This window comes from Bradyrhizobium sp. Ec3.3 (genome assembly GCF_000472925.1).
In the GTDB taxonomy this organism is placed as follows: domain Bacteria; phylum Pseudomonadota; class Alphaproteobacteria; order Rhizobiales; family Xanthobacteraceae; genus Bradyrhizobium.
This window is the reverse complement of the sequence record NZ_AXAS01000007.1, coordinates 215463-227546: the sequence shown is the minus strand read 5'-3', so window position 1 is coordinate 227546 and position 12084 is coordinate 215463. Positions and strand designations below refer to the sequence as shown.

Here is a 12084-nt window from a genome sequence, read left to right as displayed (position 1 = left end):
CCACAGGTCCCGCACGGAAAGTCTACCGGCGCGAGAGGCTTCGCAAATTGGGAGCGCCAAATTGGGAGCGCAACGATGCAAAACGCCGAAATTACCGCTCATCAACTATCAAACCTGCTGCCGTGAGGCTGCGCCGCTCAAGGCATCGATCGCGATGAGGAGATTTAGATCCAGCCTCCCGGAAACACCATCACCGATCCGGAATGTGAATGTATTTCATCCAAACAATCGATTTCACCATCACGTGTTCTCGCAATCATATTGCCCCCCTGATGTCGTTGACAATTGTCAAAATTGTCGCGGCGATGAGCGAGGGTTCTGCCAAGCCTGTCGATGCGTTTGATTGATTGCGGTCGATGCCTCTGAGGCAAGGCCAGACTGGAGGTCCACCAAGATGCATGCGAGCCATATGAGGCCGTCGAAAATGCGAGCCGAGCTGACACTGGATCGGATCAAGTGCGCGACTGGTTAGTACCGTTCTTCTTCGTCCATTCCGGCTGCAAACGCTTGCGCGAAAGCCGAACTGCTCAATTTCGCTCGAAGTCATGTTCGAACATGACGTGCTAAGTTTTTTGGCATGACTTGGTAAGAGGTGATGACATGCGAACGCTACTGGTTGATCATGAGACGGCCCCAGCCCGCGTTGTACACGAAGCGCTCTCGGACTGCGGTTTTGCCGTTGACGTAACGCGCACGCTCGATGAGGCCGCCGCCGCCTTTGGTTGTGCCCGCTATGACATCCTTCTACTCGAGTTACTTCTACCGGATGGAGACGGCTTGGAGTGGCTGAAGCAGTTGAGGCGCGACGGGTATTCGATGCCTGCCGTGATGATGAGCAGCCTTAACGAGCTCGGCAGGCGGATCGCGATTTTCAATGGAGGTGCGGACGACTTCCTGCCCAAGCCCGTGTCTACTGATGAACTCATCGCACGGATGCGCGCCACTCTGCGCCGATCAACGCAAATGACGGCCCCCGTCGTTACTTTTGGCAATCTAAGATTCGATCCGATCGGTCGGCAGGCCTCCGTTAATGGTCGGCCGCTGAAGATTGCGCGCCGCGAAGTGTGCATTCTTGAGCATCTGCTCAGCCGCGCAGGCCGCACCGTGGTGCGCGCGTCATTGGAGGATGGCCTCTATGCGTTTGACAACGAGGTTTCGACCAATGCGCTTGAGGTCGGAATCTATCGTTTACGCGGTCATTTGAGTCAGTCCGGCGCAACGCTACGGATCAAAACCGCGCGCGGGATCGGCTACGTCCTTGAATTAAAAGGCGCGGCGTCGGCCGCCTAGTCAATCGAACTTGAAAGAAAAGACTGTCTTGAACATCGATTTTGATAAGCATGCGGGCGTCAGTCGAGTATCGATCGCTGCCAACGCCCTTTTATCCACCTTTCTTCCTTGTCTTTCGCATCTTTTGTGCGTGGTCGTTCTGCTATCCCCGCTCGCTGCCGCAGCTCAGATCAAGCGGAATGATGGAGGGGGGCCGCCGCGCACCGCTCCTGACGGCATTAGCGGGACACTGACCCTTTCCTCTTCGCTCGGTAAGACAATTCATCTGCCCGCGCCAGCTGCGAGCATCTTTGTCGCCGATCCTACGATCGCGGACTATCAGGCGCCGTCGAACAATACCATCTTTGTTTTTGGCAAGAAATCGGGACGGACCAGCTTGTTCGCACTGAACGAGAACGGGGAGGCTCTGGCTGAACTGCGTGTTGTCGTCACGCAGCCGATCGAGGATCTGCGTGCCACGCTGAAAGCACAGGTCGGCGACTATCCGATCCAGGTCAGTTATACCCCGCGCGGCGCGATCCTTAGCGGTACGGCGCCCAATGCGGAGATCGTCGATAGCGCAGTGAAAGTGACTGAGCAGTTTCTCGGCGCCGGCGCGCTCGTCGTCAACAAGATCCAGGTGGCTGGGTCATTGCAGGTCAATCTGAGCGTGCGCGTGGCGGAGGTCTCCCGGAGCGCCATGAAGGAGCTCGGCGTCAACCTCTCCGCTTCCGGTCAAGCTGGCCCTTTCACTCTCGGCTTGGTCAGTGGCAGTGGCGGCGGTAACGGCGCGGCGCAGGGCGGCGGTACGGCAAGGATCGGAGTCAATACTGGCAACGTCAACGTCAGCGCCGTACTCGATGCAATGGCCCACGAGCACCTCGCGTCCGTACTTGCTGAACCGAACCTCACCGCAATGTCCGGCGAATCCGCCAGCTTCCTGGCCGGCGGCGAATTTCCCATTCCAGTCTTGCAGGACAATCGGCAGGTCTCCGTCGAGTTTCGTCACTTCGGCGTCAGCCTGGAGTTCGTGCCGACCGTTCTCAGTAACAATCAGATCAACATCCGCGTGAAGCCCGAAGTCAGCGAACTATCGACACAAGGCGCGGTCACCATCAACGGCATCTCCGTGCCGGCTCTCTCCACCCGGCGCGCCAACACGGTCGTCGAGCTCGCCAGCGGCCAAAGCTTTGCAATCGGTGGGCTCATCCGGCGCAACTTCAACACTGATATTACGACTTTCCCTTGGCTCGGCGACGTGCCGATTCTTGGTGCGCTGTTTCGCTCATCCTCATTTCAACAGGAGGAGACGGAACTCGTGATTATCGTCACGCCCTACGTCGTGCGGCCACGATCGAACACGAGACCGATGAGTGCCCCCACCGACCGCATCGCACCGCCCTCAGACCTCGGGCGAAGTCTGACGAACACGTTGGCAACTCGCCCGCCTGGTCGCGGTGCTCCCCCGACCAGCGTACCAAGCACGACACGGGGTGGCGGCCACATCATCGAATGAGGATCGACCAATGACATTTCGAATCGTGCCCACCCTGATCGCTCTGACGGCCAGCCTAGGTGGCTGCACAAGCACCACACCGACCTATTTCGAGCCGACTGCGCAAGCGATCCTGGTGCAACCGGAGACGAACGTTTTGCTGTTGCAGAGCCTTCGAGGGACTGAGCGGCAGCGCCTGCGGTATTTCATAGCCAGTACCAGTCGCGGTCGGCGTGACGCGCTCCATCTCGATATCACCGGCTCACCTCGACTCGGAGCGCAGATAGCCAGTGAGGCCCGCGCAATGGGCGTCGACCCTTACAATATCCGCTTCTTGGGCCCATCCATCGACCGGCGCGTTGGCTCTGCCGCGCGAATCGAGGCGATTACGTATGAGGCACACCCTCCGGTCTGTCCGTCGATGTCGATCGTCGGCCCTTCAGTGAACGACAATTCTTTCGACCCGACGCTTGGCTGCTCGATCCGCAACAATCTGGCCGGAATGGTCAACGATCCGCACGACTTGCTCGACAATCAGGCCGTTATGCCGAGTGATGGCAATCGTGCGGCCATTCCCGTTGCCACATACAAAAGCTTCGCGACAGGCAATAGCAGCAACTTGGGCACAGCTAACAACAAGGCGTCATCAGATCCCACCTCAAGCGGAACCCAGGCCGCACAGCCGTCTCGGTAGCGATCAACGTCCCCACTCGTCATGCGACGTCTTTCGCAACACGAACTAGACTTGGCCGGTGGCAAGGAGTGCTCTTGCGACAGATTCGAAATACTGCATGGGAATGGGGCTACCAAGCTTGGTGGTGCGGATAAGCTCACGGACCAGGCCGTGGTCATCGACAATACTGAGACGAAGGGCTCGCGCCTCATCCGAGAGCCGTGAAGCCGCTTCGCCCTCACCGCGGCAAACCAGGACCGGCACGCCGGTTTCGCCACGGACGTAGCGCAGCCCGACCAGCATCTTTCCCCCAGTCAAGATCAATGTTGCGCGATGCAAGCCGAGCGGGGGCTCATTCGCCTGCTCCCGCCGGAGACGACGGTGTTCCCGTTTCAGCTCCGGATTACCTTGCTGCTCCTTGTGCTCGCGCTTCATCTCGCTCTCAGTCATGCGCATGTTGCGCAAAAATAACCAGCGCTGGAGGAGGAGATCGATCAATCCGACGATCAGAAACGCGCCGCAGGCAATTCCGATCAACAGTTTCACTTCGATGAAGAGGAAGTCGAAGCAGCCCATGCCGCAAACCGGCAGATAAACCAGTGTCTTCCACGCGCCGACAACGACGAGGAGAAAGATCGCACCGAGGCAGACGAGCTTGAACAAGCTCTTGCCAAGCTCGACGAGGGAACGCAAGGAAGCGATGCGCTTCAACCCTTTGATGGGATCAATATTTTCGAATTTCGGCGTCATCGGCTCCGTGGAGAACACTGGTCCACCATTGGCCAGGACTGCCGTCAGAATTGCGCAGATGACAACACTCCCAAGCAGCGGGCCAACAATTCGGAAGGCAAGCTCGGGCAAGACACCGAGCGCCAGATCGACCGCAATATTGAACGGCTGATTCAGCAGCTTGTCAGTCAGCATGAGCGCTTCACGGCACTTGCCCTGGATGGAGCTCGCTTCCACCCAGAGATAGCCGAGACCGGCGCAAGCGCTGACGGCTTTGACGAGATCGGCACTGTGCGGAACCGTTCCTTTCTTGCGCGCATCTTTTAGCTTCTTGTCGCTGGCGGCATGCGTTTTCTCTTCGCTCGTGTCGCTCATTTCAGTTGCCTTTCAAGCCTCTTCAGCTCGCGGCCCGACTGCGTGATTTCCGATTGCATGTATTCGATGAGATATACCGCGTAAGTGACCATGATGATCGCAAAGCCGATATTCTTGATCGTCAAAGTCAGATCCTTCGGGTTCAATTGCGGCGCAAAGCGCTCGAGCAAGAGCGCTGATATGTCGACCAGCAACAGGAAAGCCACCACAGGCCCAGAGACCAGGAGGGTGGTACGTATGATGCTGTCGAGTACGCCCCACAGCTCCATTGTTCTCTGCATGCTCAGCGTGGGTCCTAACTGATAAACCGGCCAGATCAGATAGCTGCCGTAAAGCCCGCTGATCATGGTGTGCAGCCCCCCTGATACGACGAAGATCGTGATCGCGGTGATACCGATAAATAGTCCCGTCGCCGAAGCTTGACTGCGCGTCGCGGGATCGGCGGGCGTGACCACGCTGCTGATGCCTCGTTGCGTGTCAATAATCTCGCCGACGGCCTGAAGGCTCCAGAGTGGAATGCTGAGCAGGGCGCCGATCATCAGTCCGACACAAGCCTCCTTAAGACCGAGTAGTGTGATCTTGAGCAGACGTGTGTCCGGATCTAGCGCCTTCAGGCCATCGGCGACTTGCGTCAAATATGGTAGTTCGATCGCAACCGCTAGGCAGCCGCGGATCAGCCGGCCGATCTGCGGACGCGTAAATACGGGCAGCACCAGCATAATGCCCGCAGGGCGGGCCGCACCAAGGCCGGCTGCAACGACGAGTTCAATGGCCGCCTGGATCAGACTTTGAATCTCGGCGGTTGACAAATCATACATGGCGACGGCTGCTAGTAGCCCGTCGTGAGCGCGGGAAAGTCAGTGAAAATCTGCTTGGCTTGCTCGATAAGCGGGGCGCTCAGGACCGGAGAAAACAAACCGATAATCCCAACAATGACCAGAAGCTTCACGGTGAGTGGCAATGTCTGGTCCTGGATCTGCGTTGCCGCCTGGATGATGCCGATGACGGTTTCGGCGACCGCCGCTGCAATGAGTGGAGGCAGAACCCAGATCATGAAAAGCACCAGAGATCTGCTCATATGAGTGAGAATAGTGGTCTCATCCATGCTCAACCTCCAGGTGTTGTATAGCTCAGCACGAGCCCGTGCATGAGACGCGACCAGCCATCAATGGCCACGAATAGAAAGAGCTTGAAAGGAACAGATATCACTGTCGGAGACACCATTGACATGCCCAGGGCCATCAGAATGGTCGTTACGATCAGATCGATCGTGATAAAGGGAAGATAGAGTAGAAATCCGATTTCGAAGGCACGCTTGAGTTCTGAGATTAGAAAAGATGGGACAAGAATAGCGAAATCATCGGCTGTGGCTTTGCCGCGCATCTCCTCTGGCCAGACACGTTCGGTCGAGGACAGGAAAAACTCTCGCTGTTCTTCATTGGTGAACTTCTTGAGATAGCCTCGCAGCGGCTCCTGCCCCTCCTTCGCAGCGGTTACAAAATCCTCGAGCGTCTGATAGCGCAGCTGCAGATCGGCGATTTTATTGTAGCTCTGCTCAAAGATGGGGGCGCTCGTGAAGGCGGTGAGGATCAATGCGGCGCCGTATAGCACGATGTTCGGAGGTATTGATTGGGTCCCAAGTGCATTGCGAACGAGGAAGAGAACGACAGATACCTTTATGAACGCCGTGGTCGTGACGACCGCGAAGACCAGGAGGCCGAGCCCGGCCGTGATCGCAAGAAGCGCCAGGATTGCTGGTTGAATGTCAGTCATTGCCCGCCAACCCGCCACGCAGTCTGATGCCGAGCTCTTCCCCAATACGTACTATGTCGCCACGTCCGATGCGCACCCCGTTTGCAAGGATATCGACCGGGCCGTCGACCGGCCGGCCAAGTTCGAACACATGTCCTTCGCCGATGCTCCTCAGTGCTCCCAGCGTGATCGGCCAGCGGCCGCATTCGAAGACAAGCGAGATCTCGATATCCTCGAGATCGGCTTCCGAGGGCGGCTGCAGTTGACCGGGTTGTGTCGTCATATGCGCATACTCCAGGGGGCGCGGTCGCGAATGAAATGGTCCGCACAGGATCAGGCGGTTGCCGGCGACATCTGCCGCGGTCCATAACCGGCCCGCGGTGAGGATGATCTGGCCATGAGCGAATGGCATGACCTCTGGCAACAAGGCATCGCCTGCACTTGTCTTGCGAAGAAGCGAGGCTGAAGCGCGGAGCGCGCCGATCTCTCCTGCAACGATGATGGGTAGCTCTGTGGAAAGCTTGCGCATCTCTGGCGGCAACTTGGCGAGCAGCTCACCTAAGGCGCGGAACGCCGGCGGTATCGGTCCATCAAGAGGGGAGAAAAGAAACAGGCGACCTTTGCCCTTGACCGGGCCGTAGACGATGTCAAATTCGATATAAGGCCCTTTCGTCTCGGCCTTTCCGACATGGAGAAGTTGCAGTTTCTGCTGTGTCTCAGTCTCCAGACGAGCGAGTAACGGTTCGAGTGCAAGTTCAAGAACGAGCGAACGACTTGGCTCGGAAAATTGAGCTAGGCTACCGCCACTCTGCACTGTCGAGATCAACGCCTCGGCTAGCGCATATGGTATCGACCAGACGATCGCATCATCTCCGACGCCCCAAACGCAGTCGAGCATCGAGGTAGCCGAAGGCTCCTGCTGCCACACAAGTCGCCCCACGCGCAGCGATAGCGGCTTATCGCCAAGGTTACTCCGCAAAGACGTGCGCAGCCCCGCGATTCTATTGAGCCACGAGACGAGAGTATGGGGCAGACTCTGAGACGGCTCGTACTTGGCGTACTCGTCCGCACGACTTGCAGGAGCTGGGTCTACAGGACAGCACCCTTGCAGCCCAACAGGACTAGCTGTTGTCATCAAATTGAACTTTCCGCCACCGCCGTGAGCAAGCCGCTCCCATAGCGAAGCAAGACTTCATCATCGGCCTCTAGCTCAGCTGTCGCTTCCGAATGGGTATCGGCCGCACGCCGGACGTCGGTCTCGATTTGTCGCCATTTATGAGTCGCGGCGGAACGTTTGGCCCAGTGCGCCCGCTTCTCCGATGCCGCTGTCTCGGCCTGCTCTTGAGCGATACGCGCCTCTTCAAGCGCCTGGCGTTTCGACGTGATCTCAATTGCGAGCCTCTCAAGGGTGAGCTCGCAACGATCCAGCTCAACGACGGACAAGGTACCGAGCGATGTCAACTGCTGATAAACTTCGGCCTCCGCCTGTGTGTGGTGCTGTTCGGCAATTGCAAGTTCCTGCCATGCGTGCTCCGCGGCCAAGGTCGCGATATGACGTTTGGCTTCCATATTGGACAACTCATTGCGAGCGCTACGCTCACGCATATCCTTCACGTGCCGCAATCTCGAAGCGTGAATGCAACTCATGCGGTCAGACGGCACATCCATGTAACGGTTTCCTCAAAAGTGGACGCATCGTCTTCACCCTGGCGCAAAAAATCGCGCAGATCATCGATCGAGGCGATAGCTCGGTCCGTCAGCAAATCGCTGCCTTGCTTGTATTCGCCAACCTTGATCAAGAATTCCGCCTCTGCATGGCGGGAGAGCAGATCACGGAACAAGGATGCTGCCTGGCGATGCGGCGCAGATACGACGGCATCCATGATGCGGCTGCGGCTCGACAGCACATCGATGGCGGGGAAATGCCCCCGTGCCGCGAGAGATCGTGAGAGAACGATATGACCATCGAGAATGCCGCGCGTTTCCTCGGCGATTGGATCGCCCGCGCCGTCACCTTCTACAAGCACGGTATAGAAAGCCGTAATTGAGCCGTGCTCCCCCATGCCAGCGCGTTCCAGCAAGCCTGGCAGCATGGCAAAGACAGAGGGAGGAAAGCCCCGGCGGGTCGGTGGCTCTCCGGCAGCCAGACCAATTTCGCGCATGGCGCGGCTAAATCGCGTCAATGAATCCATCATCAGAACGACGCGCAGGCCTTGTTCGCGAAAATATTCGGCGAGCGCGGTTGCGGTATAAGCACATTGCGCCCGCTCCATCGCCGAGCGATCGGAGGTCTCAACGACGACGACCGTGCGGCGAAGCGCCGCCTCCCCAAGATGCCGCTCGATGAACTCACGCACTTCGCGTCCACGCTCGCCTATCAACGCAACCACGGTGACGTCAGCGGCCGCGCCTTTTACGATCTGCGACAATAACGTCGACTTGCCGCCACCAGGCTCTCCATAAATGCCGATCCGCTGGCCCTCGCCGCATGTCAGAAGACCATCCATGGCGCGAACGCCGAGTGGCAGGGGGTGCTCGATGATACGTCTCGTCATCGGGTTTGGCGCTTTGCCGCGCAGGGGACGAGTTTCCGTGGCTTTGACTGCGCCCTTGCCATCGAGCGGACGGCCGAAGCTGTCGATCACCCGGCCAAGCAAGTCGGGGCCGACAGGCACTTCGTGCATCCGTCCAGTGGCAACGACTTCTGCGCGGCTGGACATGCCTTGCAGGTCACCAATGGGCGTCAGCAACACGCCATCGTGCAACAGACCGATCACCTCGGCCTGAAGCGAGGATCCGGTGCGCGGATCCTTAAGGACACACAGCTCTCCAATACGAGCATCCGGCAAGACCGCATGGATGAGCGTGCCGATCGCCCGCGTGATCCGTCCGCGCACGGCACGCGTGTCCACATGCCCTGCTGCAGATCGCAGACGCGCAAGCGCCGCTTGGAGAGTCTCCTCTCCATCAGGGCCGGCATGGTTTCTTCCCGGCGCCGTCACTGTTCGCCTGCCTCATGATCTAACCCAAAGCCCGAGCGCAGGGCGCGCAGCTGCGCGTCAAGTCCGAGATTGATATTGCCAAATTCGCTCCAGAGCACGCATTCGCGCGGAAGCAGCGCCGGGTCCCGAACGATTCGAACCGCCGGCCGGCCTTCCCGGCCGTCGCACGCAGCAAATTCGCGCGTAAGCGCATCTGCATCCATGGGTGACACATGAAGAGAAAGTTCCGCCCCTCCATATTTTTGCAAGATCGTGTGACGAACCGTCCTCACCAGCATCTCGCCGGGGTCGAACGAGCCCAATAGGTCGGTTACGATGTCCATCACGAGCGCTGACAATTCCTCCTCCAGAACGGCTTTTCGTCGTGCCAGTTCCGAGGCGGCCTGAGCGATCAGTTGTGCCATTTCCTCGGTGCCGGCCTTCACCCCCTCTGCATGACCGCGCGCTCGCTCCTTCTGATAAGCTCTGCGCGCCCAGGTGCGAACCCGCGCTAGATGCCGCTCTGCTGCGGCACACGCCTCGACGGCGTTCTGCCAGATCTCAAGATCGCTTGCCGCTACCAGTGGCCCAAGCGGGCGGATGTGCGGAGTGGTGGGCGGCGCGGAGTCGTCGGCCGTCATCCTGCTGGGGCCTCCGTCGCCAATTGGGCCAACACCAGGGAAAACAATCGGCCTGCGGCATCGCGGTGTTCAGTGGCAGGATTGTCCGCAGCCGTTCCGACAGCCAGGCGTAGAAGCACGCGGCGGCGATCAAGCGCTGAAACTTCATCGAGCCAAGCGCCGAGACAGGCATGTCCATCGTCCTCAATCTCTTGCGCAAGTTGCTCTGGATCGGCAATAACTCCGGTAGAAACCGCATGCGCTGCATGTCGGATTCCGAAAGCTTGCACCTCGGTGCCGACGCGCCCGATCAGAATAGTGACATCGTGCTTTGAAATCAGCCTTGTCAGCGAACGGGCATGCCAGATACCGCCAGCGAGCCGAGCAGCCCTGCTCGGATCACGTCCGAAGAGAAGGTCTGGCCCGAAGTCACTTCCGTTCAAGTCCATTTCATTGTCGAGCAGCAACCCTGGCAATCTTATTTGCAGCCTGGGACTCTTCTGCAGCCGTAGCAACGTCGCAGCCGAGAGGTTCGCGTCAAGACGTGCGGCAAGGCGGGTCGGATGAATCGAGGCGGCAAGCTCACGAACACCTACAGAGGGCAATTTGAGCGGACGATGCCGCTCGGCGGATGGCTTCGGTCTCGCCTTATCGGAAACCACACTACGCTGCATTAGGGTTGATCGCTTTGCGCACGGCCTCGATGGCGGACACACCCGAACGCCCTCCACCCGTGCCCACTTTGTGAGATGATTGCCTGCGCTGACGCATACGAGCGCTCAGCAAGACGTAGGATAGTACACCGAATGCAGAGCCGCCGAGACCCATGCCGACCGCAAGCAATGGCGTTGAAATCAATCCTGATGCTTGGGCGAAACCGGCTGCAGGCGCCGGCCGCGGTTCCAGTGCAGGCCGTTCGACCGACACGAAAACCACAGCCACCTTGTCATAGGATAGGCCCTCGATGCTGTTGGCGACGAGCATCTTGATCTGCGGCAGCAGAATTGAGAGATTTGCCCTCGAGTCATGCCGGATGAAAACCGACGCCGAAGATGGCGTGGTGTCACGTCGGAGCAGGTCATTCTTCGGTAGAACAACATGGACGCGTGCCGAGAGGACACCATCGATATCGCTGATCGTGCGCGACAATTCCTCGCTCAGCGCGTAGACGTAACGGGCGCGTTCCTCGGTCGGCGAAGCAATCAGGCCCGCCGCGTTGAACACTTCGCCCAGACTCTTGAAAGCATGGCGCGGCAACCCTTCTCCATTCAGCAGGTCGATTGAGGAGGCAATCTGATTCTGCTCGACCTGGATCGTGCTGGTCCCGTCCTTAGCAGCAACGCGGACCGCATCGATCCCGTTCTTGAGGAGGACCGCAAGCATCTCGTTCGCCTCACGCTCCTGAACCTTGGTGTAGAGATCGGCCTTGCAACCGATAAGGAGAAGCAGGAGCGGTAGCAGGGCCACAACGCGCAATCGCTTGCTGGATGGACGAGCCTGGCCGCTTTGGCGACAACGGATTGAACCAATCATTCGCCCCACTCAGCCGGCCGACATCAGCTTGTTCAGAGATGAACCGAGGCTGCCGATACCATTTGAAATGAGCGTAACCTGAATGACGCCGTCAGAGACATCCTTCAGATTCGCCATCATCGCCTCGAAATCACCTGCGCCATGGGGGGCGACCGGCTCACGTGCTTCTGGCGCGCCCGGCTTCAGCAAAAGGGGCTCCGACGCCGGCCCAGGCTCCACACCCTTTGGAACTGCGTTGATCCGATACATCGACGAAAGATTCTGGAGGATGCGATCGCCGAGCGGGCTCGCCTGCGTTGCTGTACGTGATACCTCGGATGTCGGCGGAACTGTCGCCACTTCTGTCACTGGAGGCCCTGCCACTGGAGGCGCAGTGCCTTGAACTGAAGCCGCTTGCAAAAGACTCTGTTGAAATTGGGCCTGTTCGTCGACCGCTGTTGCCGAACAGGTCTTGGACAGGCCTTCGGTTAGAGTGTGAGACATCGGCGCAGCACCTAACATCATCATGGAAAGACCTCGCTCTCTTTTCGACCTCGCTCTCTTCGAGATGTGATGCGACCAGCCGCTCAAGCCCATTAGCGGCTCAACGTCCTAGAGAGGCCAGCTGACGACAAGCTGACGAGCTCGCCCGTTCATGGTCATCTAAAGATCACGTTT

The 12084-nt window shown here is 58.7% G+C and carries 14 protein-coding genes; 3 read left to right on the top strand and 11 right to left on the bottom strand.

Annotated features, from left to right (window positions below; all coding sequences use genetic code 11):
* Positions 1 to 600: 600 nt before the first annotated feature.
* Genes YUU_RS0109030 through YUU_RS0109020 form a run of 3 tightly spaced genes read left to right on the top strand, consistent with a single transcriptional unit; the run spans position 601 to position 3458 of the window.
* Positions 601 to 1290, top strand: coding sequence for a response regulator transcription factor (locus YUU_RS0109030; RefSeq protein ID WP_027522078.1), 690 nt, complete (start codon positions 601 to 603; stop codon positions 1288 to 1290).
* 28 nt (positions 1291 to 1318) lie between these two features.
* Positions 1319 to 2785 (top strand): pilus assembly protein N-terminal domain-containing protein, encoded by a 1467-nt coding sequence (locus YUU_RS0109025; RefSeq protein WP_027522077.1) that lies wholly within the window; start codon positions 1319 to 1321, stop codon positions 2783 to 2785.
* A gap of 10 nt (positions 2786 to 2795) precedes the next feature.
* Positions 2796 to 3458 (top strand): CpaD family pilus assembly lipoprotein, encoded by a 663-nt coding sequence (locus tag YUU_RS0109020; protein ID WP_027522076.1) that lies wholly within the window; start codon positions 2796 to 2798, stop codon positions 3456 to 3458.
* A gap of 45 nt (positions 3459 to 3503) precedes the next feature.
* Here YUU_RS0109020 and YUU_RS0109015 read toward each other — a convergent pair whose 3' ends face one another.
* From YUU_RS0109015 to YUU_RS56220, 11 genes are all read right to left on the bottom strand, one after another.
* Positions 3504 to 4541 (bottom strand): EscU/YscU/HrcU family type III secretion system export apparatus switch protein, encoded by a 1038-nt coding sequence (locus tag YUU_RS0109015; RefSeq protein ID WP_027522075.1) that lies wholly within the window; start codon positions 4539 to 4541, stop codon positions 3504 to 3506.
* Positions 4538 to 5359 (bottom strand): type III secretion system export apparatus subunit SctT, encoded by an 822-nt coding sequence (sctT, locus tag YUU_RS0109010; RefSeq protein ID WP_027522074.1) that lies wholly within the window; start codon positions 5357 to 5359, stop codon positions 4538 to 4540. Before sctT ends, YUU_RS0109015 begins: the two co-directional genes overlap by 4 nt.
* Before the next feature lie 11 nt (positions 5360 to 5370).
* The gene (locus YUU_RS0109005; RefSeq protein WP_027522073.1) at positions 5371 to 5646 is read right to left on the bottom strand and encodes an EscS/YscS/HrcS family type III secretion system export apparatus protein; all 276 of its coding nucleotides are present in this window, start codon (positions 5644 to 5646) and stop codon (positions 5371 to 5373) included.
* A gap of 2 nt (positions 5647 to 5648) precedes the next feature.
* Positions 5649 to 6314 (bottom strand): type III secretion system export apparatus subunit SctR, encoded by a 666-nt coding sequence (sctR, locus tag YUU_RS0109000; RefSeq protein ID WP_027522072.1) that lies wholly within the window; start codon positions 6312 to 6314, stop codon positions 5649 to 5651.
* Positions 6307 to 7191 (bottom strand): type III secretion system cytoplasmic ring protein SctQ, encoded by an 885-nt coding sequence (gene sctQ, locus YUU_RS0108995; protein WP_371260479.1) that lies wholly within the window; start codon positions 7189 to 7191, stop codon positions 6307 to 6309. Before sctQ ends, sctR begins: the two co-directional genes overlap by 8 nt.
* A gap of 236 nt (positions 7192 to 7427) precedes the next feature.
* Positions 7428 to 7961: a hypothetical protein gene (locus YUU_RS0108990; protein ID WP_027522094.1), complete on the bottom strand. Its 534-nt coding sequence runs from the start codon at positions 7959 to 7961 to the stop codon at positions 7428 to 7430.
* A complete protein-coding gene (gene sctN / locus YUU_RS0108985; protein WP_198031723.1) occupies positions 7937 to 9226 on the bottom strand; it encodes a type III secretion system ATPase SctN in 1290 nt (429 codons plus the stop codon). Before sctN ends, YUU_RS0108990 begins: the two co-directional genes overlap by 25 nt.
* 65 nt (positions 9227 to 9291) lie before the next feature.
* Positions 9292 to 9915: a type III secretion system stator protein SctL gene (sctL, locus tag YUU_RS0108980; RefSeq protein WP_027522069.1), complete on the bottom strand. Its 624-nt coding sequence runs from the start codon at positions 9913 to 9915 to the stop codon at positions 9292 to 9294.
* Complete coding sequence (locus YUU_RS56225) at positions 9912 to 10568, bottom strand: nodulation protein NolU (RefSeq protein ID WP_084801382.1); 657 nt, start codon at positions 10566 to 10568, stop codon at positions 9912 to 9914. Before YUU_RS56225 ends, sctL begins: the two co-directional genes overlap by 4 nt.
* Entirely contained in the window at positions 10558 to 11427 is an 870-nt protein-coding gene (sctJ, locus tag YUU_RS0108970; protein ID WP_027522068.1) for a type III secretion system inner membrane ring lipoprotein SctJ, read from the bottom strand. The genes YUU_RS56225 and sctJ overlap by 11 nt, the downstream gene beginning before the upstream one ends.
* Before the next feature lie 9 nt (positions 11428 to 11436).
* Positions 11437 to 11934 (bottom strand): nodulation protein NolB, encoded by a 498-nt coding sequence (locus YUU_RS56220; protein ID WP_245287977.1) that lies wholly within the window; start codon positions 11932 to 11934, stop codon positions 11437 to 11439.
* Positions 11935 to 12084 lie beyond the last annotated feature (150 nt).

Coding starts and splice junctions, on each gene's coding strand:
- sctQ (WP_371260479.1), bottom strand. CDS start 7,191: ATGCTCGACTGCGTTTGGGGCGTCGGAGATGATGCGATCGTCTGGTCG.
- sctT (WP_027522074.1), bottom strand. CDS start 5,359: ATGTATGATTTGTCAACCGCCGAGATTCAAAGTCTGATCCAGGCGGCC.
- YUU_RS0109020 (WP_027522076.1), top strand. CDS start 2,796: ATGACATTTCGAATCGTGCCCACCCTGATCGCTCTGACGGCCAGCCTA.
- YUU_RS0109030 (WP_027522078.1), top strand. CDS start 601: ATGCGAACGCTACTGGTTGATCATGAGACGGCCCCAGCCCGCGTTGTA.
- YUU_RS56225 (WP_084801382.1), bottom strand. CDS start 10,568: ATGCAGCGTAGTGTGGTTTCCGATAAGGCGAGACCGAAGCCATCCGCC.
- sctR (WP_027522072.1), bottom strand. CDS start 6,314: ATGACTGACATTCAACCAGCAATCCTGGCGCTTCTTGCGATCACGGCC.
- YUU_RS0109015 (WP_027522075.1), bottom strand. CDS start 4,541: ATGAGCGACACGAGCGAAGAGAAAACGCATGCCGCCAGCGACAAGAAG.
- YUU_RS0109005 (WP_027522073.1), bottom strand. CDS start 5,646: ATGGATGAGACCACTATTCTCACTCATATGAGCAGATCTCTGGTGCTT.
- YUU_RS56220 (WP_245287977.1), bottom strand. CDS start 11,934: ATGATGATGTTAGGTGCTGCGCCGATGTCTCACACTCTAACCGAAGGC.
- sctJ (WP_027522068.1), bottom strand. CDS start 11,427: ATGATTGGTTCAATCCGTTGTCGCCAAAGCGGCCAGGCTCGTCCATCC.
- YUU_RS0108990 (WP_027522094.1), bottom strand. CDS start 7,961: ATGGATGTGCCGTCTGACCGCATGAGTTGCATTCACGCTTCGAGATTG.
- sctL (WP_027522069.1), bottom strand. CDS start 9,915: ATGACGGCCGACGACTCCGCGCCGCCCACCACTCCGCACATCCGCCCG.